Below are 19,395 nucleotides of genomic sequence, written 5' to 3'. Positions count from 1 at the left end.
ATTCCTGGCCCAGTGGCCGCTACCTGGCAGCGAAACGGGGCAGTCCCTGCGCACGTCACCTGCGGGGTGACGCGACGGGGTTGATGGGACATCATCGGCTCGCCCAGCCATGCCCGCGCGGGGGTGATCTTCGATCCGGAGTCCCTCCCTAGGACGTCATGGCCGGCTTCGTGGTTTCAGCCGGTGCCGTCAGCGCCCGGAATGCTGGGAAGAAGGGTCCTCCCCCGATGAGACAGACATGGCAGCGGCCGGCGGCACGGCGCATGAGCGCCATGGTGGTCGCGGCTGCGCTCGCCGCGGGCGGCATCACCTACGCGGGCTTCTGGGCAGGCGCCGGCGACCAGGCTGAGACGTTGCCAGCGAACGATGACAAGGCCAAGTCGGCGGATCGGGCGGTGGACGAGGCGTCGGCGTCCTCCCTGGCTCGCAAGGCCGGCAAGCCCGTCGAAGTCACCGCGCTGCGGACCGCGCGCTCAAGTACCTGGGCGCGTCCCGACGGGCTGATGACGAAGAAGTTGTACGCCTCCCCGGTCTGGGCCAAGGTCGGCCAGGAGTGGAACAAGATCGACACGACGCTGAAGCGGACCGGTGCGGGCTGGGCACCTGCGGCCACGAACACAAGGGTCGTGTTCTCCGGCGGCAATCCTGGCGGGGAGCGGGCATCGCGCGGACAGGTGCACCGGGTCTCGCTCGTCAACAACTTGAAGGCAGAGGGCGAGGCGGGCAGCCCGCTCGTCACGCTCACCGTCGGCGGCACGACGGAGACCCCCCAGACCCACGAGATCCAGCTCACCTGGCCCGGGCCCGTCCCCACTCCCGTCATATCCGGGTCCCGCGCCCTGTACCCGGAGATCTTCCCGGGCGCGGACCTCGTCCTGACGGCCGAGGACGACGGCTTCGCCCAGCTCATCGTCGTGAAGAACCGTCAGGCCGCTGCCGACCCGCGCGTCGCGCAACTGTCGTACGGCCTGGCATCCCCCTCCCTCACCTTCAGGCTCGACTCGTCCTCCGGCATCGTGACAGCGGAGGACCTCGACGGGCAGGACGTCGCGCTGTCGCCGACCCCGCTGATGTGGGACAGCAGCGGTGCGCCGGCCGTCACCGACGGCCAGCTCGGCGCCTCCTCGCAGCCGACCGCCCCGGAGTCTCCCGAGACTCCGGCCGCCACGACCAGTGCCCCGGAGCCCAGCCCCAGCACGAGCACCGAAGCCCTCGCCGACGACAACGTCGACCCCGAAGGCGAGGTACTGCCCACCGCCACCGACGAGGCCGCCCCCACCATCACCGACCAGCCTCTGCCGCCCGTTCCCGCGGAGCCGACGCCGGCGCCGTCCCAGACCGGTGACGCCGCGACGCTGAGCCTGCCCCTGCTCAACGGCCCCTCCCCCGAGTCCCGGGGCGACATCGTCGAAGCCGAACTCGGCGACGGCACCTGGCTGCTCACGCCCAGCCAGGACTTCCTCACCGACCCGGCAACCGCGTACCCCGTCTTCATCGACCCCACGGTCAGGAAGCACACCCAGGACTGGACCACCGCCTACAGCCGCCACCCCAGTGCCACGTTCTTCAACGGCAAGGACTTCAACCAGGGCGGCACCCACGAGGCACGGGTCGGCTTCGAGTCCGACACCTGGGGCACCTCGCGCTCGTACTTCAACATCTCCTACGACAAGAACCTCAAGGGCGCAAAGATCCAGAAGGCCACCCTGCGGATGCTGGAGACGTACTCCTGGTCCTGCAGCGCTCGCGCCATGTCCGTCCACGTCACCAGCCCCATCAACGGACGCACCAACTGGAAGAACGCCCCGCCCCTCACCGACTCCAACCTGGCCGCACCCGCCCGGAGCTTCGCCCACGGCTACAAGACCAACTGCCGCGACGACTACGAGACATTCAACGTCCTTAGCGCCGCCCAGAAAGCCGCCGACCAGGGCAAAAGCATGATCACCTTCGGTATGCGTGCCAGAGACGAGAAGTCGCAGTACGCGTGGAAGAAGTTCCAGGCCGACGGCGACAACGCCCCCTATCTGGAACTGACCTACAACCGGCCCCCCACCGCCCCCACCAACCTCGATCTCGGCCCCGACTTCAAGTGCACCACCAACCCCCCTTACGTCCGCGTCGGCTCCTCCAGCCTCACCTTCACCGCCCGCTCCACCGACCAGGACAGCAACCTCGACTACCTCGACTTCGCCCTGTGGCCCACCAACAAGTGGTCCACCACCGGCGACATGCTCAAATCCACCGGCACCGTCTCCGTCGGCAGCAGCACCGCCGCCGCCACCCGCACCACCCCCGGCTTCTCCACCTCCGGTCTGGTGAACAACACCGTCTACTCCTGGTCGGTCCGGGCCGTCGACTCCGCCGGCAGCTCCTCCGCCTACATGCCGAAGGTGCCCTGCCGCTTCATCTGGGACGAAACCGCCCCCAAGCCACCCCGGGTCACCTCCGACCAGTTCCCCAACGCCGACGGCAACGAGAACACCTTCGGCAACGACCCGGAAGACTCCAACTGGTCGACGATCAAGTTCGGCAGTACCGGAACCTTCAAGTTCCAGGCCCTCGACACCGACGTCATCCGCTTCGAGTACGGCTTCAACGCCAACAACTACCCCATCGACGTCACCCGCCCCACGAACGCCTTGACCTCCACCGTCACCACCGTCTCGGGCGTCAAGCCGCCTGCCGCCGGTCCCAACGTGCTGTACGCACGGACCGTCGACCAGACCGGGCACGTCTCCGAACCCACCAAGTACTTCTTCTACGTCACCCCCCGCGAGAACGCCGACCTCCCCGGCGACGTCACCGGTGACACACTGCCCGACCTGTTCACCATCACCGGCCAGAACAACCTGCGCCTGTTCCCCTCTCAGGCCCTCAGCAGCACCGCCACCACAGCAAAGGGCACCGGCAAGCTCGACTACTCCATGTCCGGCGCCTACCAGCTCAACCCGAACAAGGACCCCAACGGCGGCGACGGCCTGCCCATCTTCATCGCCCCCGCCTCCGCACACTTCAACGGCGCCCTCATCACCCACAACGGAGACTTCTACGGCGGCGACGGCCTGGAAGACCTCATCGTCCGCGTCGGCGGCAAACTGTGGATGTACCCGGGCGACGGATACGGCGCCGTCAACGTCACCAAACGCCGTGAAATTCTCCTCCCCGCCGGTGCCCCCTCCCCCGCTTCCCTCACTCAGATCAAGGCAACCGGCGACATCACCGGCGACAAACTCCCCGACGTCCTGGCCACGTCCGGCGACGAACTGTGGGCCTTCATCGGCTACACCGGCGCCTCCTTCACCGAAGCCCGCCTGATCACCGGCGGCACCTGGACCGACCGCGACATCGTCACCGTCGCGGACTTCAGCGGCGACAACATCCCCGACCTCCTCTTCCGCGGCCCCGTCACCGACAAGGGCCTCGTCCTACGCAAGGGCAAGCCCTCCGGCACAGGCGTCGACCTCGCCTCGCTCGCCACCGAAGCCAGCTCCCTGACCGGCCAGGACACCATCTACGGCACCGGCGGATGGAACGCTGCCCAGATGCCCTTCGTCATTGGCACCCCCGACGTCGACCGCGACACCGCCACCACACCCGACATCTGGGCCATGGCCACCGACGGCACCCTCTACTTCTACCCAGGAGAAACAAACAAGCACGGCACCCGCACCACCGCCAGCTGGGTCAACTGGACCGGCACCCGCGCCTTCGGCTAACCCCACACCTCACCTCACATCGGCGCTTCAGCCACCACCAGCGGTGGCCGCGCAATCACGCGGGCCGCTCCCAGAAGGGGCGGCCTGCGGTGCCTCCCGCGCCGTCCCGACGACAACTCCACCGTCCCAGCACAGGGCCTGCCCCTCACGCCGAAGAACCACGCGTCCCCGCGTGAGCGGGAGCAGGCCCTCGCCGAGATCCGTATCAGCCCGGTCATCGGGGCCATCCCCTCGCGAGCGGAGAGAGGGCCTGCGCCCGGTTGTGGACGCACGTACCGAGGGGACGAACCCCGCGGGCGCGGGGAGAAGCCGGTCAGCGCGGCGGGGCCGGGCAGTGCTCGGCCGAGCGCCGGGACAGAGAATGACTTCGTGACGAACGCGCCCTCGGCTGCAAGGAGCTTCACCGGCCAGCTCTACGCCCCAGCGCGTCCGCCGGGCCGCGGGGGCACTGTCCCCGCAAAGGCCGCGCGCCAGGCCCCCACAGCAACGCGCGCGGCTCGTACCGTCCATGCGTTCATACCCTCATCAGAGGCCCAGCCCCTCTCCACTCGCGGACGCACGGAGCAAAGTGGCAACCAGGAGCCCTGAACTGCTGCCACGATGGGTAGAGGCGTCAGACAGCGTGCGAGGAGGTTCCGTTGAACGAGCCGACGGAGAACAAGGGTCCGAAAGTCCCGCCCAGCTATCCGCCTCGCACACCCCCTCCGCAGAAGAAACCGGTCGAACTCCCCCGGCCCGAGCCGAAGACGAAGCCCGTCAGCAGCACGCTCCCCCTGCCGGGACCAGGCCAGGCCCGCTCGAGACCCGGCGCCCCCGTATGGCTGTCAGGAACCGGCGCGTCCGCAACGGGGTACTCACATCCGACCCCTGGGCGGCAGGCAAGGCAGTCCGCATGGTGACCGAACCGTACGCGGCTGGCACTACAGCCACCCCCAAGACAGCTTCCTGGAGCAAACCGTAAAGCTTCTCGTCGAGGCTGCCGTGAACGTGAAGGCAAACGCCTCAGCATCCACCTGGCCGACCAGAACGGACTGCTCCTCATCGTCGTCCTCAGCCACACCGGGACTCACGACCACGGCACCGTCTTGGCCTCACTCACAGCTGTCACCGGAACAGTGAGCCGCGGCACCGACACCTCCGACGAAGGCCGCATGACCTGGTCACTACTCTCCACCGAACCTCCGCACACCCACACACCCGCCGCCTGGCCACAACGGCCCCACAGTCGAGCCCCCACAGAAAGTCACCCGCACCACAGACCCACCCAGGCGACACACTCGCCTTCCCCGCACACGGCTGGATAGCCCTCCACCGGGATTTGGGGGCTGACCCGTTCACGACGGCGCTCGCTGGGGGCGGTAGGGCCGTCACATGAGTACAGCCCCGCCGAGCTGCTGAGGCCGACAGGCTCCAGGGCCGAATCCTCGACATCCACGCCCAGCTCGGCTTCTCCGAGAGCGAGGACACCCGGATGTGGTCGATCCGCAGGTTCCCGGCCCTGCCGGTCGCCGCGGGCTCGGCGGGAGCGAGCCGGACGACCAGCTCCGTGGGGCCGCCGGCATGCAGACAGGCGGCGTGAGAGTGGTCATGATCGGCGGTTGGGTGGCAGGCCGGCCTTCCCGGAGTCGATGATCTGGTCGGCGGGCGGCGGGGTGGTGTCGACGGGCTTGCCGTAGTCGGTGAACTTCACGTCCATGGAAGCGCGGCCGCCGGTGGCAGTGATCTCCACCGGGTAGGGGCGGATGCCCTTGGAGATGTAGGTGGTGACGACCTCGTTTCCGTCGCGGTTGAAGATGACCGCGAGTTTCTGGCCGTCCCGGGTGACGTCCGCTCCGCGCTCGGTGGCCTTTGACAAGTCGGCCCCGAACTGATTGGTCATCGCGGCGAGGTCGCACATCTTCGAGGGCAGGGAGGTCTCGGCCGTGTTCTCGCTCGCCTTGATCCATCGGCCCTTGACCGCCTTCAGGAAGGCGTTGACCTGGGCGTCCGGCCTGTTCTTGGCGGCCGTCGCCACCGCCATCCGCCAGTACCCCTCGTCCCCCTGGATGAAGTAGGCCTCTGGGCCCCTGATCACATTGAGGGTGCCGGCGCCGGGCATGGTAACCGCGCCACGGCATGAACCGGTGGTATCCAGGACGATGTCCAGCGTGACAGTGCCGCCGGTACGCGGGTTCGGCATATCGCCGCTGACGCGCAGGGACGTGGCCCTCCGAAGCGCGTCCTTGGACCTGTCACTGATCTGGGCGCCGGTGAGACCGCCGAAGGAGTCCTCCGGGTTGGCTGCGCCCGGGCTGACGCTGTCGGCGTCCACAGAACTCTTGGAGTCTGCATCGCTGCCTGCGGGCCCGCAGGCAGCGAGCGTGGTGGCAGTGGTCGACATGAGCATCGCCGCGACGACGCGGCGGTTGATGCGGTACTTCATGGTGTTGGGTTCCCTCCCCTGTTGAACCCGCTCACTGTAGAAGGCGAGGGCGCAACATCCCGAACGCACGGTAGCTTCCGCCGATGATCGGCCGGGCAGTTCCTCGGTGACGTGCCGGAAAATCTGCCAAGCGGTGCTCGGGCCGCCCGATGCGACCGACAGCACCGCAACGTCGTCGATCAACGGAAACAGCAACTCCTCCAGCCTGAGCACCACTTCTTCCACAGCCCGAACTATCGTCCCCACTGCACCCGGTACGGGTCAGTTCCGGGCAACATCCTCAGAGCCCACTCACCGACAGTCATCACTCAGCGTGCATGCTCCACGGAAAGTGAGCCAGAACCCGGAGTGGTGAACATCTGCTGTCGGTTCTCGGGTTCTGGCACGGCTTCTGTGAAGCATCACGCCGAGTGGTCCGCCGTCTTCGAATACTCGGGGCAGTGGAGCGCCGGGGCTCGTATGATCCCTGGCAGGATGGGGCTCGTAGCGCAGGGGTTGTCGCGCCTTCACCACATGTGGGAGGACGCCGGTTCGAATCCGGCCAGCCTCATCCTGCCTCTTCTACGACAGTCTTCTTCGACGTCTGGAAGCATCCCGGCCGTTGCTCAGAGTGCTCAGTCACAGAAGTTGTGCCAGAGCCCCGGATGGGGCGGCGAGCTGGCGACCTGCCGGAAGTTCGCTCCGACCGCCCGGAACTACACCACCTCCAAGCTGATATCCCAGGTCGGGCTGCGGGTCAGCGAAGCGTGCAAGCTCGATCTGGCGGACATCAAGTGGGACCTGGGGCGCTTCGGCAAGCTCCACGTCCGCCACGGCAAGGGAGCCCGCGGCTCGGGCCCGCGCGAGCTGGTGGCCGCTTCGTGGCCGATCGGCCACGAAGCTGAGACTGGCTGGTCAGCCTGTTCACGCTTGATCTGCTGCGCTCGGCTGCGCCGTGGCGGACGTTCCGCGGGCACAGAGGACAGATGCACTACTCCGGCCGGGTGTTGCTTGACCCGGCTGAAGAATCGCTCGACAACGGAGGGGCCGGTGGGCGGCGGAGGGTAGCCATGAGCACGGCGACGGCCCCAAGCAGCGCGCCCAGGCCCACACCCACCGCACCGAGCATGCTGACGATCTCCCACGCCGTATTCTCCGCCGGGCGGCAGCCCGGGTCGCACACCCACGGACGGGCGCCGTCCGTCCGCGCGGCCGCGAGAGCGGACAGGCCCAGCAGCAACAGGGCGATGCCGGACCAGAACAATCTTCGGGCGGCTGCCTCGTACCGTCGCGAGCGAGTGTCGACCATGCCAGCCACGGTCCCACCCCGGAGAACGGGTCAGCAACGGTGCGAATCAAAGAAGACTGGCCGAGGCGGGAAATAGCCACGCGCCTGGGACACAAGCAACGCTATCGGCGTGAGAAAGGCCAGAGAGCTGCAGGCCACAGCGTCGGCATCTGACAAGCGTTCTGAGATCCCACAGGGTCCGCCCTCAGACTAAGCAGACTCCCACCGTGATCGCATACCCCGGATAGAGCGCCTTGCCTGGGCCGGCCGCCTTGAAAGCGTCGGGAGCCCGCCGTACGACGCGTCCCCGGCCCCTTGCTCCGGGGGCGTTGTCGTGCTCAGGTGTCCGCCACGGGCGGCGCTGTCACTCCAGGCCGTTCTCCAGGGCGATGTGGAACAGGCCGCGTACTCCGCCCGCGTCCAGGCGCCCGCCCCCGGCACGTGCACCGACAGCCCACTGGCTGGTGGTCTCACCTGTCTCTCGCTTGACGACAGCGGTTCCTCGGCCCCGAAGCAGCCCACGACCGCCAGCTTGATGATCACGTCAGGTGGCTGACGAGTGACCGCCTGTCAGTGAGGCTCGCTATATTGGTACGTCGCGCGGGATTCGCGCCGTGACCTGGGGGAGGGTCGGCTTTGCCGTTAGTGAGCGGCTACATCAAGCGGAACGGGACCGTGGTCGGGCAGTACTGGAGAGCGCCGGCCGGGACGAGGAAGCAGACCGCGTTGGCCGTCGTAATCGTGGCGGCGGTGTTCGTGTTCGGCGGCTCGCCCACATCGGCGGGCAGCGGGACGGGAACGGAGCGGGTGCCGGCGCCTCGGTCGTCGTCGGGGGTGACCTATCCGATCAAGTGGCCGAGCTCGGGTAGGGCGGCGCCCCATCCGGTGCCGACCGTGTCCTACCCGATCAAGTGGCCCGGGTGGAAGCAGACCGCTCCGCGGCCGGCTCCGACGGTGTCATACCCGATCAAGTGGGACCGGAGCGGGGGCGCCAGGTGAGCCGGCGCCCTGCGCGACGCCGCCCGGCGAGGCGACGTTCCCGCAAGAACGCAGGTGGTGAACAGCTTGTCCTCGTCGGTGGCGGTGTTCTTCTCGTGTGGCTGTTCCTGACGGGTCTGGTGAGGTTCCTCGCCGCCCATCCATGGGTCCCGGTCGTCCTGGTGCTGCTCGCAGGCGGGGTGGTGACTGTCTGGATGGTCCGGCGGCAGCGGGCGGTCCAGTGGGAGCGGGTGCGGTCGCAGGGGCTTCGGTACGCGCTGGCGCAGCTGGACGCGTTGCATCATCGGCAGTTCGAGCACGCGGTTCGGGATTTGATGCACCGTGACGGATGCGCGGATGCCGTGCAGGTCGGCGGTGCCGGGGACAACGGTGCGGATGTGAAGGCAACCGATCCTTTCGGGCGGCGGTGGGTCATCCAATGCAAACACCGCCGGGACGGACTGGCCGGGGCCGCGGTCGGTACCCCGGACCTGCAGGTCCTCAACGGCACCGGCCGCCCCGTCCACGGAGGCGACATCGTCGTTCTCGTCACCAACGGCAGGTTCACCAGGCCGGCCATCGAGTTCGCCCGCGACCAGCGACTGCATCTGGTCAACCGCACAGTCCTCGCGGAATGGGCCGGCGGCTCCACACCCTTGTGGGAGCTGCTGAGGGCCGTGCCTCCCCCTCGGCGACCCACACCCTTGTCCTAGACATCGCCCGAAGACAGGAGCGCCTGGGACAGTGAAGGGCGACCTGTCGTGCGTTTTTCAAGCCGGTGACCGCGGGAGCCAGGTGACCTGGGGCAGACCGGGAGCCTGGCTCGGCGCATTTCCGGGGTCTTCAGCAGTCGGTGGAGACGTCGAAGTCGATCTCGTTGGTCAGCGTGGCGCCGTACTGCGGGTATCTGGTGCGCAAGGCGCGGATAGCGCCGGCGACGATGTCAGCGATCCGCAGCAGGGGCTCGGTGCTCTTGGGCAGGTGGTCGGGGCTCGCGGTTGCTACAGGTCGAACTCGAGGTGTTCGATGTCGGTGAAGCGGACTTCTTCCAGGGAGCCGGCGCGGCGGCCGCCGTCCTGGAAGTACACCTCCTTGAGCGCTTCGGCTGCGATCTCCTGGAGGCGGGCGTCGGTGGCGCCGGCGTCCTGGGCGTCGAAGAGGCGGGCGGCGTAGAGGGGTGGCAGGGCGATGGTCAGGTGGCGGATGCGGTCCTGGTCGGTGGAGCCGATGGGGGCGGTGTAGCCGAGGCGGGCGCGGGTGTCGATGATGATGCCGCCGGTGGTCGCCGCCTTCTGGCGGGCCTTGGCTCGGATCTGGGGTTGCCAGCGGGCTTTGACCTCTCGCTCCAGGCGGGCGGCGAGGGCCGGGCGGGGTTTTCTGATCTGGTCCTTCACGTACCGTTCGACGGTGCGCTGGGAGATCCGCAGCATCTGGGCGACCTGCCGGGTGCCGCCCAGCTTTCTGACCAGGTAGCGCATCCGCGCGCCGGCGCTCTTGGGCGCCGGACGGGTGAACGTCTTGTGCATCGCGGCGTCCAGGCCGTCGCCGAACATGGTCATCGTCGCGTCCCCTTTCCCTATTCGCCGTTGTCGGTGTCGGTGACGCTGCCGTCCTTGATGTACCGGGCGAGGTTGAGCTCGGGTGCGTCGAAGCGGTCGCGGACCTCCTCGCCCCACAGGACCTCCTGCGTGCCCTCGTGCTTGACCAGGCCCGGGTTGACGCCGAGCTTGAAGCCGCCCGGGAGCGGCTTGCCCTGGCGGTAGGGCAGGAAGTCCAGCGGGCTCGGTCCGTTCGCGGCGTAGACGACGCAGTCGGAGAGGATCGCGATGGGGTATTGGCCGGTGAACGCGGCGTGCTTGATCATCTTGCGGTGCAGGTTGACCCGGGTGCGGGCGATGACTGCCGCGCGGATGTCCGGCCGCCACGTCGGGCGGGACAGGGCGCGCCACGGTTCGCCGGGCCGCCAGCCTTCCCCGCGCGGGCGTTCGCGGAGTTTGCCGAGGCCGCCCTTCACCGTCGCCTTGATCGCCGACACGACGAGTCCCAGCTGGGGGTCGCGGTCTTTGTAGCCGTCCATCGCGGTGAGGAAGGCTTCGGGTGGCAGGTCGGCGCTGACGCCGAGGTCCGCCATCGTGGCCAGGTAGGCGTCGCGCAGCCTGGTGTACCAGCCGTCCAGGTAGCGGCCGTTGTCGTGGCGGACGTATGCCTCAAGGGGCGCGACTTCGTAGCCGAGTTCTACCGCGTAGGCGACTGTCGGGGTCGCGTACCAGGCCGGGCCGGTCGGGGTCTCGCCCTTCGGGGTGAACGGGGAGGGCAGCAGGGAGCCGTCGAGCTGGACCCATTCCTTGCCGGCTTTCACCTTCGACAGGTCGACGTGGGAGAGGTCGACCAGCCAGGAGCCGGGCAGCTTCGGGTCGAAGACCGGGCTGGTGACGTGGGTGGGTGCGCCGAGGCCGACGGTCAGGCCGTTGGCGCCGGCGGCGAAGGCCATGTTGACGTCGATGCCGACCAGGTGGCGCAGCGTGCACTCGGCGTCGGTCATCGGACGTGCCCAGTCGTAGGCCTCTTCGAACAGTTTCTCCCCCGGGCCGCGGATGTGGAAGCGCGGGAGGTCCTTCAGGAGCGGGTGGCCGTCCGGGGCTTCGCACGGCGCCGGGTCGACTGCTTCGGTGCCCAGGGAGCCGGGGTTGTGTTCGGAGTGCCGCTTGCCCGCGGCATCGGGCGCGGAGGCGCGGGTCGGTGGGTGCAGGGCGGTCATCAGCTCCAGCCCCGTCACAGCCGTGGAGCCGCGCGGCGTCATCACGCGGGAGGCGTACACGCCCAGGACGCGGGCGAGGTCCGCCGGCGGGAGCTGTGCGGCGTGCCCCCAGTTGCGGGTGTCGAGCGCGTTCCACGACGGGATGCACAACTGCACGCACGCACGCTCCGAACCGGTGGCCGGGCGGTAGATCCTCGCCCACGGCCCCAGCCCGCGCTTGGTCAGCTTCCACTCCGCGCGCAGCAGCTGCTTGACGGCCTTGTGGCCCTCCGGGAGGCGCCCGGCGTGGCGCTCCTCGTCGGTGAGCGTGGCCGGCAGGCCGTAGCGCTCGCACGCGGTCTCGGTGAGGACGAGCAGCGGGTCGGCGTCCTTGCCCGGCCCGGCGAGCTTCGGCGCCCCGAGCGCCGCTTCGTTGAGTGTCCACTCCACCAGGGCCGGCAGGGACTTGGCAGGCACGTCAAGGACCAGGCCGCCGGTGCAGTACGCCAGCACCTGGCCCTCCGCGTTGATGTCCACGACCGCCAGCGGCCCGTTCGCGAACCGCGGATCCGTGCCGTAGGTCGGCGTACCGGCCGAAGCGGCCTTCTTCATCGCCGGGCGGCGCGGCGCTCCCGGCCTGGCCGCGGCCGCCTGACGCGGCGCCGAAGAAGGGTACTCGTGTGTGTGGCGTGGGGTGCCGGACGGCGGCGCAGGAGCGGGCTGCGGCTGACCGGGTGCCGGCCGGGACGGAGCCATCGCCGACGACGCCGGGCCAGGCGGCGCGGCAGAGGGCACCGGCTCGGACGGGAGGGCCGGGGATGTGGGTGGGCAGACCGGTGACGTGGCCGGTTGCAGAGCGGGGTAACGCTGGGCGAGGCCTTCGAGGAGACGCTGGTAGGCCTGCAGGCGTTCGGCTTTCGGCTCCGCCCGCCCCTCCTCCCACGCCTGGATGCTCGGCACACGAATACCCAGGGCCTGGGCGACAGCGGCCTGGGTCAGGCCCGCCGCCTCGCGCAGACGGACCCGTTCGGCGGGAGGGGGCAGCACGGTGCCGTCGTCGACGGCGGCGAGGAGCGCGTCGACAGCGGAGAGCGGATCGGTGGGCGGATGGCTCATGAGAAAGGGGGTCTCCTGCCTTACCGGATGCCCTGGCGGATCTCTTCGAGACGTGTCACCAGCCGTTGATACCGCTGGGACGCAGCCTGAGAGGACTTCATGCCCTGATGGGACGCGATCTGCCGCCACTCCATACCCCGGCGCCGGGCCTCGATGACGACCTGCGCCTCCAGCCGGTCCAACGCCGTCCGCATGTCCTCGAACAGGGCCAAGGCCGCGGCCACATCCTCGTCCGACACCCCCCGCTCCCCCGCCCCGCCGCCCTGACCGGCGTCGGCCAGCAGCCTGCCGAGCAGTGCGGCATCCCGCTGCAAAGCACCCGCAGGCACACCGTCACCTGGCGGAAGGCCAGCCAGGCCGGTACGCGGTTCAATCCCCAAGTCGTCCGACACGACACCCACCCTACCCTCAGGAACAACGAAACAACGGAACGTTGACCCATGGCGCATGGGGAGAGTCCTCCCCCACCTCACGTGCCGCTGCCCGACGCAGCACCGTTTCCCAGCACGGTCAGTCACCGGTGACGTCCCTCCGCCCAGGACTCCCCCGACGTCCGGGCCGGCGGATACAGCGCCTGCACATCGGCGTGCGAGGTGAGAACACGGTGGTCGCAGTGGCGCAGCAAGTGCACCACATCTGCGGGCAGCCGGCGTGATGGACCACCGTCACGTCCGTGGCGCAGGTGCGGTGCAGTGCCACCAGATCGGCCCAGACGCCCCATCCGACGCGGTGTGCCCGCAGGACGGTCAGCCGGCGTACGGCTGCGGCGTTGAGAGCGGCGTGTGCTGAACGCTCCTGCGCGGAGGCAGTGCCACGGGCGGCGCAGGAGGGGGCTCGCAAGCACGGACTGCTGGCAGTCCCGCATCTTGTCCTCCACGGCCTGGCGTTCTGCGAGGTCTCCCGCGGATCAGCAGCTGCCCGGCCGCCACTCCGGGATCAAGGACCTACCGGTCGGGAGTGCATGGTCGGCGGTGTCATCATCACGATGTCGGAGGGGTCGGGTGCGGGGCCCCCGGGGACCTGGCCGGGGTGGTCGACGATGCCGGTCGCCGTGCGGGCGTAGGACTCGGTGAAGCTGCTTTCGCCCTGCCAGTCCCTGCGGAAGCCGTGGTACGCGTACGTTTCGGGGTTGAGGTAGAGGTACTCGCGGGTGCGATGGCGGTCGTGGAAATCGAATGAGATCGTGAGGCTCGGCCGGCCGGCTGCGTCCTTCATCGGTGCGTCGACCAGTTCGGCCCCGGGGATCAGGGCGAGCGCGCGGTAGAGCGCGGCGTTGATCTCGGGGGGGATGTTCGGCGCGACCCGCAGGATGTTGAGGATTCTGGCGAACCGGGCTCCAGGGGTGGCAGCCGGGGGCTGTTCGTCCATGAAGCCGTAGGCATTGTCCGGGCCGGGGTCGGACGGTGCGCTGGGGTCCTGGCCGGCCGCGAAGAAACGGTCCTTGCTCACCCTTGCCAGGAGCTCACCCGGCTCGGTCGGCAGCTGGGAGAGAACCTTCCATGTCTTCTGCGGGTCTTCCCCGACCATTCCTCGTTTCGGGAGCTTGTCAGTCTCGGACACGAGGACGGCCGTGCGGCCCTGCGTCTCGAACGCCTTTCCGACAGAGGCACCTTGGGCCCCGTCGTACCGCCTCCAGGACGTGTAATGACCGCAGGCCGGCTCGCAGACCACGGTATCGGTGTACACCCATTGACGGAGTTCGGGCTCATGGCCCGACCCCTTTGCCGCGCCGGCCGCGGCGGCGTCCAGGACCTGCGCGACCGTCACCGCGCGCACCGGACCGCTCTGCGCTCCCGGTCCACCCGAGGTGGCGACGACGGTGGTGGCGACCGCGGCCGCCAGTCCCGCGAGCGCGACCCCCCGGCGCACGGCGGTCCGCGGGAAGACCCTGCCTGCGGCCTGCGTACCGTGCTCGGACAGCTCCTCGGCGGCGCGTTCGGCCCGCGCCTTCTCCAGGATCGCCAGCTCCGCACCGAGCCGCTCCTTGAAACCGGTCGGGGTGTTCATCGGGTGGCCTCCGCGAGAGGGGTGCTGATAGTGCCGGGCGGGGTGGTGAGCCCGGCGCGCAACGCGGCCCGGGCACGGTGCAGACGGACACGGGCGGTCGCCTGGGAGATCCGCAGCACCTTCGCGGCCTCCTTCGTGGTCAGGCCGTCCACGACGACCAAGTCGATCACCGCGCGCAGCGGCGCGGACAGCACCGCATGCCGGGCCAGCAGCGCCCGGGCCTCCCGCTCGGCGTCGATACGCTCCTCGAAGCGGAGCATGTCCTCCTCGTCGAGCAGCCGGCGTCCGTTCAGCACGGTCACCGCCTCCCGCTCACGCGCCGTGTGACGTGCGTGAGCGGCCAGGGTGTTGCGGGCGATCCCGTGCAACCAGACACGATGCGTACCACGGCTGACGTCGTAGCTGTCGAATGCCTCCAACGCCGCCACGAACACGTCCGCGGTCAGATCCGCGGCCGTATGCCGGTCGGTGGTTCTGCGGGTGACGTATCCGAGGATCGCATCGAAATGCGCCTCGTAGACGTCGCTGAACGGAGTACGGCTCCGTCCGGGATCATGACCGGATCTGTGCACCTTGGTCCTCCACAACGGTTCTGCAGTCTGTCACTCCTCACTTGGTTCGGGAGCAGTGATCCGTTACTTCGCGCAGGTCAGCGGCCTACTGCCGCGCGCAGCCGAGCCACGGCCCGCCCCAGGCCTCAGCCGGTCATGGGAGTGCTCGGCGACCAGCCCGGAGACGTGAGGAAGTCGATGGACCGCCTTCACCTCAAGCCGCCTGAGCGGTGTCGTGCATCAGCGGGGAGCGGCGGGGCTTCCCGTGGGGTCGTGACCACTGCCTCCGATGACGCGGCCAAGCCGGTGCCGGTGCGCGTTGTGCTGCTCGCCGACCCGGTTCTCGAGCACCCGGAGCAGGAGGTCGTGGCGCGGCTGTGGAGGCGGCGGCAGCCCTCGGCGGCTGGCTGTACCTCGCCTGCCGTCGTACCGCAACCTCGAGGACGGCGGCGTGGAGGCCGCGGAGTACCGGGTGTGGGTCCGGGCACCCGAGCACGTATGGCCGGTCGACGACGTCGACTACGACCATGTCCCCACCGAGTCCCCACCGAACCCCTTCCGCCGGAGTCGACGGTCCGCGAGGTCCTCGGCGAGCGCCTGCCTCCGGGCTGGGATCCTGGCGAAGGCCCGCGAGGGAAGGGGCCCGGCCCGGGGTGTGCTGCACGCGCCGGACTGCGAAGAGGCGCCCGAGGGTTCGCCGCTGCTCGATGTGCAGCGCGCCCTGGACGTGGCGGAGAGCCCAGGGACGCAGCTGTGCACGCTGTGCGGGGTGCGCACAGGAGCTGACGCCGATGCTCCGCGGCTTCGACCACATCGGCGACGCCTGACTCGCGCGAGTCAGGGCGTGTCGCCGGAGTAGTGGAAGCGGCACAATACCCCCGGCCCTACTGCCGGGCGCGGGGCGTCGGGGAGCGGGTCGTACAGCGCCCCGGCCGCCGGGCCACCGCCCCCAGCTCGGTCACCAGGGCGACACCGTCAACTACCTCTTCCGGCCGCCAGCCGGTGATGTCGAGCAGCAGGCCGTCCAGCTGGCCGCCGACAAGCACGGCGTACGTCTGGTGCGGCAGCGGGCCCGGGTTGGGGTCGTCGTGGTCGCAGCCGTACACCCGACCGCGCAGCAGCTGCTCGTCATCGGCGTTCATCCGACCAGCGTCCCAGCCACCACCGACAGCGGAAGACTGGCGGCGCCAGATAGTCCGGCCCTTCCCGCCGGGCGGGAGAGGCTGGAGGGACTCTCCCGCCCGGCGGGCATTAAGCGCAGGGCAGACGGTCGGGGACAACCCAATCGATGCGCACCCCGCGCCGGATCCACGCGGTGAAGCGGTCGACCTGGCAGGCGGGCGGCTGCTCCTGGGTGAAGCGGCGTAGCGCCCGGTGCACGCCGTCGCGCAGCTGGCGGTCGGTCATCGTGGCTGCCTGCTCCTGCAGTTCTTCGAGGAGCTGCCCGGCGCGCGCCGCGCGGGACAGCGCGGCGTCGGCGAGTGGTCCTTCGGCGAAGCCGTTACGTACGGACAGGCCGGGCTCGATGAAGGTCATGGTGACGGATCCTCTCCGCCCGACCCGCGCCGGACCCCCGAGGGGAGACGCAGTCGCGAGACCGAGCGGGCGGGAACGTAGGGCACCGAGTTCGTTAGCGTCGCGTCCTGGCCGCCGGCCCCAGGCGGGAGAAGACCTCTCTCCACGGCTATCGCGTACGAAGACACCTCATGTAGTTAAGCCGTCAAGCCGCAGGGGGTCCGCCGCCCCATCGCCCGCGCAGAACCTCGACCCAGTCGCCAGCTTCAGGACCCGGATCCTCCCACGGCGGCACCGGATTGGGAGCCGTCTCGATCAGGTGAACGAGCGTCCAGGCGACGCCGTAGCAGTCGTCGGGGCCGAAGCAGGTGGCCAAGGCAGCGGCCTCTTCGGACGTGACAGGGCGGGAGATCGCCCTCAGCTGGCGTTCACGCCGGTCGATCTCTTCCTCGCTCGCGTCCCAGTCGGGAAGCGGTCCGTCGGCAACGAACGTCTGCACTTCGGGTCTCATGACCGAATGATCGTCTCCCCCGCCGCCCCGGGACACCCCCGGGTGGGGGCGCGGCCCGGGGCCACCGTGACGAGTGACCGCCGCGGCGGTGCGCCCACCCCGGGGCCCGGGCCGACGGTTGGGGGTGGGCGGGTCAGGCCCGGGGGGCGGTGCGGGTGTTAGCGCTGGCGCAGGCGGTGGTCGCCCGGTGGTGGGAGCAGGCCTATGGGTGGGAGTGGGAGACGATCTGGCCGCGGCGCATGCATCTGGTTGCGGGCGGTGACGCTGGGGGTGATCTGGAGTGGTGGCGGATCGTGGGGCGGGACGCGGTCGTCTTCCCGGAGGTGGTGGCGGTCGCCGAGGTGCTGCTGGATCCGGGCATGGCGGAGCTGGTGTGGGTGGACAGTGGGGCGGGGTGGCCTCGGGCGCTGCCTGCGGACGGGATGTTCTGCCGCCGGGTCGGGGAGCGGGTCGGTCGACCGTGGCTCGGGCCGCTGGCCGCGACGGACCACGGCGGGCCGTTCATCGCGTGGACGGGCGGCGTCATCCGCCAGCGCCGCGGAGCCGGCGGGCCGCCGGGATACACGGACGATCCGTGGTGGGTGCACCAGGGCCATCAGCCAGCGACGATGGCGGCGCGGCTGCGGGTGCTCGGCAAGGAGAAGCGGGCGCCGGGCTCGGGGGCGATGTGGAGAGCGGTGGTACCCGACGAGCAGCGGGCGGATCAGCAGCCTCGTCGACGGTGCCGAGGAGCAGCTGCTGCAGCTGCGCGGGGTGCGGAGCGGGCCGACCGCGGAGGTCGCCCGGCAGCTGCTGCGCGGTCTCGGGCACAGTGCCGGTGTGATCGAAGCGGCCTGGAAGCGTACTGCGGTGGCGGCGGTGAACGGCGGAGTGCCGTGAGAGGAGGTGGCCCGGTGGGCGAAGCTGCCCGCCGAGGTCCTCAGGAGCATGCTGACGGCAGGCGGGCAGGACGACGGCGGCTGAGAACGACGGGGCGGGGCATCGGCTGTCAGCTGATAGAGCACTCGTTGGTGGCACACATCCTGAAAGCAGTGGCGTCTGCCGACTCGGCCCGGCCGACGCAGCTCTGGCCAGCCATGTGGTTGGCCGGGGCGGGGCGACGTACCTAGCCCACCGGCTCGCCGAAGCTCGCGGCTGGGGACGCAACACCCGCTTCGCCGTCAACGGGAGCCTGGCCGTCGTCCTCACCGGCCACGTCGAAGGCGACGTGATCCGGCACACGGCAGTCTTCTCCCCGCTACGGGCCCTGGATGACGACATCCTCACCTACGTCGAGACACTGCACGCTCACCAGAGGCGTGACCAACTCGTCGCCGCTACGTTCGCTGCTGACCTGGGCAAAACGGCACAGGCTGGTCTTCCGCAACCCCACCAGCCGCGTCAAGATCGGGCAGAACGCGTACGGCATGCTCCAACCTCTCCTCCCCGAGCAGGTCGAGAACTCCGTCACAGCGGCCACCGCCCCGGCGGCACGGCTCGTCCTGGGCGCTCGCGGCGGTCCACGCCGCCGGGTCGCCCAGACTGCCACCCTCACGCTCGGTGACCTCGACCTCGGCAACCGCCGGCTGATCCTCGCCGGACGCGCCCGGCCTCTGGACGGTCTCCCCCTGAAGCTCCCGACGGACTGGCTGGGCTACCGGCGCCGCCGGTGGCCCAGCACTGCAAATCCTCCACCTGCTGATCAACAACCAGGCCGCCACACGAGCGGTCGGGCCAGCAACCACTGGATCAGCGCGCCCATGCGTGGGCAGACGCTGCCCTGGAGCGGCTCCGCGTCAACCACCAACTCGAAGAGGCCCCTGGCCTGCGGACCCGACCTGCTCCACCTCGCCGAGGTTTTCGGCTTCGACGAGGAGACCGCGATGCGCTACGCGGATTCCCCACGAGCCCTGCTGGAACAGGCCGCTGAACAGCACCTTCGCTGAAATGTGCTCGCCCGGGACGTACCGTGAAGGGAATCATGAGCGAGTGACGTCGACCGAAGCAGCAGCAATCGCTCTACAGGACCATGCCGCCCTTTGGCGTGTGGGGGAGATCAGTGCGAGCGAGGTGGTCGACTCCGCCTGCGACGCGCTCGTCGCCGGACTCGACACCCCCAACCTTCGGATCCTCGCCGCCTGCACGCGCGCCGAGGCGGACTACGACGTCCACGACCTGCTTCCCCAGGCACTCGCCGAACTCGGCCTCACCCTCCATCCGGTCGGCAGCAAGGCCGGCCAAGAAGCTGCCGTGCGAGCGCTCGCACGGCGCATGCTTGCCGGCGAGTTGCAACCTTGGGAGCTCACTTTCCGGATTCACCGGCGCTACGGGCACGAGCTGCCCCTGGCTGAACGGCTCGCCGAGCTCGATGACGAGTACGGCATGCTCGAAGACGGCGACGGAGCAACAGCTCAGGCCGATGCCGAGGTCACGGCGGAAGCCCGCCGCCTCGCGGCCCACCCGGCAGGTGCCGCCGAACCCACGGATCCACCAGTTGATGCACACGGACCGACCCGCGAGTTCCCCCCGAACAAGCTTCGGTTCCCTGAACCCACGGAGCTCCCCGGGTGTGGGTAGGTGCGGTACAGATACC

14 protein-coding genes and 1 tRNA gene are annotated in these 19,395 nt (G+C 69.6%); 6 read left to right on the top strand and 9 right to left on the bottom strand.

What is annotated here, in order from left to right; genetic code table 11:
* Window positions 1-227 precede the first annotated feature (227 nt).
* Window positions 228-3,719: a DNRLRE domain-containing protein gene (locus ACIP84_RS16335; protein ID WP_401798328.1), complete on the top strand. Its 3,492-nt coding sequence runs from the start codon at window positions 228-230 to the stop codon at window positions 3,717-3,719.
* 1,585 nt (window positions 3,720-5,304) lie between these two features.
* Here ACIP84_RS16335 and ACIP84_RS16330 read toward each other — a convergent pair.
* Window positions 5,305-6,366, bottom strand: a complete 1,062-nt coding sequence (locus ACIP84_RS16330; RefSeq protein WP_401798327.1) for a hypothetical protein — start codon at window positions 6,364-6,366, stop codon at window positions 5,305-5,307.
* Between the two features lie 251 nt (window positions 6,367-6,617).
* Between ACIP84_RS16330 and ACIP84_RS16325 the strand changes: the two genes are divergently transcribed.
* Window positions 6,618-6,691: transfer RNA gene (locus ACIP84_RS16325), tRNA-Val, on the top strand.
* 1,811 nt (window positions 6,692-8,502) lie between these two features.
* Window positions 8,503-9,099 carry a restriction endonuclease gene (locus ACIP84_RS16320; RefSeq protein ID WP_401798326.1) on the top strand — a complete coding sequence of 199 codons (597 nt, stop codon included), beginning with the start codon at window positions 8,503-8,505 and terminating at the stop codon, window positions 9,097-9,099.
* 288 nt (window positions 9,100-9,387) lie between these two features.
* On the opposite strand, the gene tpg is transcribed toward ACIP84_RS16320, so the two are convergent.
* The 5 genes from tpg to ACIP84_RS16295 form a co-directional block, all read right to left on the bottom strand.
* Window positions 9,388-9,945, bottom strand: a complete 558-nt coding sequence (tpg, locus tag ACIP84_RS16315; protein ID WP_401798325.1) for a telomere-protecting terminal protein Tpg — start codon at window positions 9,943-9,945, stop codon at window positions 9,388-9,390.
* Between the two features lie 17 nt (window positions 9,946-9,962).
* Window positions 9,963-12,239: a telomere-associated protein Tap gene (tap, locus tag ACIP84_RS16310; protein WP_401798324.1), complete on the bottom strand. Its 2,277-nt coding sequence runs from the start codon at window positions 12,237-12,239 to the stop codon at window positions 9,963-9,965.
* A gap of 20 nt (window positions 12,240-12,259) precedes the next feature.
* A complete protein-coding gene (locus ACIP84_RS16305) occupies window positions 12,260-12,631 on the bottom strand; it encodes a hypothetical protein (protein WP_401798323.1) in 372 nt (123 codons plus the stop codon).
* Between the two features lie 544 nt (window positions 12,632-13,175).
* Complete coding sequence (locus ACIP84_RS16300; RefSeq protein ID WP_401798322.1) at window positions 13,176-14,246, bottom strand: CU044_5270 family protein; 1,071 nt, start codon at window positions 14,244-14,246, stop codon at window positions 13,176-13,178.
* A complete protein-coding gene (locus ACIP84_RS16295) occupies window positions 14,243-14,818 on the bottom strand; it encodes an RNA polymerase sigma factor (protein ID WP_401798321.1) in 576 nt (191 codons plus the stop codon). Before ACIP84_RS16295 ends, ACIP84_RS16300 begins: the two co-directional genes overlap by 4 nt.
* A gap of 268 nt (window positions 14,819-15,086) precedes the next feature.
* On the opposite strand from ACIP84_RS16295, the gene ACIP84_RS16290 reads away from it, so the two are divergent.
* Complete coding sequence (locus tag ACIP84_RS16290) at window positions 15,087-15,656, top strand: DUF6233 domain-containing protein (RefSeq protein WP_401798320.1); 570 nt, start codon at window positions 15,087-15,089, stop codon at window positions 15,654-15,656.
* 25 nt (window positions 15,657-15,681) lie between these two features.
* Here the strand turns inward: ACIP84_RS16290 and ACIP84_RS16285 are convergent, their stop codons facing one another.
* From ACIP84_RS16285 to ACIP84_RS16275, 3 genes are all read right to left on the bottom strand, one after another.
* Window positions 15,682-15,939: a hypothetical protein gene (locus ACIP84_RS16285; protein WP_401798319.1), complete on the bottom strand. Its 258-nt coding sequence runs from the start codon at window positions 15,937-15,939 to the stop codon at window positions 15,682-15,684.
* A gap of 109 nt (window positions 15,940-16,048) precedes the next feature.
* Window positions 16,049-16,333 (bottom strand): hypothetical protein, encoded by a 285-nt coding sequence (locus tag ACIP84_RS16280; RefSeq protein WP_401798318.1) that lies wholly within the window; start codon window positions 16,331-16,333, stop codon window positions 16,049-16,051.
* A gap of 184 nt (window positions 16,334-16,517) precedes the next feature.
* The gene (locus ACIP84_RS16275) at window positions 16,518-16,823 is read right to left on the bottom strand and encodes a hypothetical protein (protein ID WP_401798317.1); all 306 of its coding nucleotides are present in this window, start codon (window positions 16,821-16,823) and stop codon (window positions 16,518-16,520) included.
* 1,298 nt (window positions 16,824-18,121) lie between these two features.
* Between ACIP84_RS16275 and ACIP84_RS16270 the strand changes: the two genes are divergently transcribed.
* On the top strand, window positions 18,122-18,748 hold the full coding sequence (locus ACIP84_RS16270) for a hypothetical protein (RefSeq protein WP_401798316.1): 627 nt from the start codon (window positions 18,122-18,124) through the stop codon (window positions 18,746-18,748).
* Window positions 18,749-18,791: 43 nt separating this feature from the next.
* Window positions 18,792-19,379 carry a hypothetical protein gene (locus ACIP84_RS16265; RefSeq protein WP_401798315.1) on the top strand — a complete coding sequence of 196 codons (588 nt, stop codon included), beginning with the start codon at window positions 18,792-18,794 and terminating at the stop codon, window positions 19,377-19,379.
* The last annotated feature ends 16 nt before the right edge of the window (window positions 19,380-19,395 follow it).

Source organism: Streptomyces sp. NPDC088707 (assembly GCF_044752725.1).
Classification (GTDB): Bacteria; Actinomycetota; Actinomycetes; order Streptomycetales; family Streptomycetaceae; genus Streptomyces.
Note: the sequence above shows the minus strand (reverse complement) of the source record. Positions and strands in the feature narration are given on the sequence as shown.

Coding starts and splice junctions, on each gene's coding strand:
- ACIP84_RS16335 (WP_401798328.1), top strand. CDS start 228: ATGAGACAGACATGGCAGCGGCCGGCGGCACGGCGCATGAGCGCCATG.
- tpg (WP_401798325.1), bottom strand. CDS start 9,945: ATGACCATGTTCGGCGACGGCCTGGACGCCGCGATGCACAAGACGTTC.
- tap (WP_401798324.1), bottom strand. CDS start 12,239: ATGAGCCATCCGCCCACCGATCCGCTCTCCGCTGTCGACGCGCTCCTC.
- ACIP84_RS16300 (WP_401798322.1), bottom strand. CDS start 14,246: ATGAACACCCCGACCGGTTTCAAGGAGCGGCTCGGTGCGGAGCTGGCG.
- ACIP84_RS16290 (WP_401798320.1), top strand. CDS start 15,087: ATGACGCGGCCAAGCCGGTGCCGGTGCGCGTTGTGCTGCTCGCCGACC.
- ACIP84_RS16285 (WP_401798319.1), bottom strand. CDS start 15,939: ATGAACGCCGATGACGAGCAGCTGCTGCGCGGTCGGGTGTACGGCTGC.
- ACIP84_RS16280 (WP_401798318.1), bottom strand. CDS start 16,333: ATGACCTTCATCGAGCCCGGCCTGTCCGTACGTAACGGCTTCGCCGAA.
- ACIP84_RS16275 (WP_401798317.1), bottom strand. CDS start 16,823: ATGAGACCCGAAGTGCAGACGTTCGTTGCCGACGGACCGCTTCCCGAC.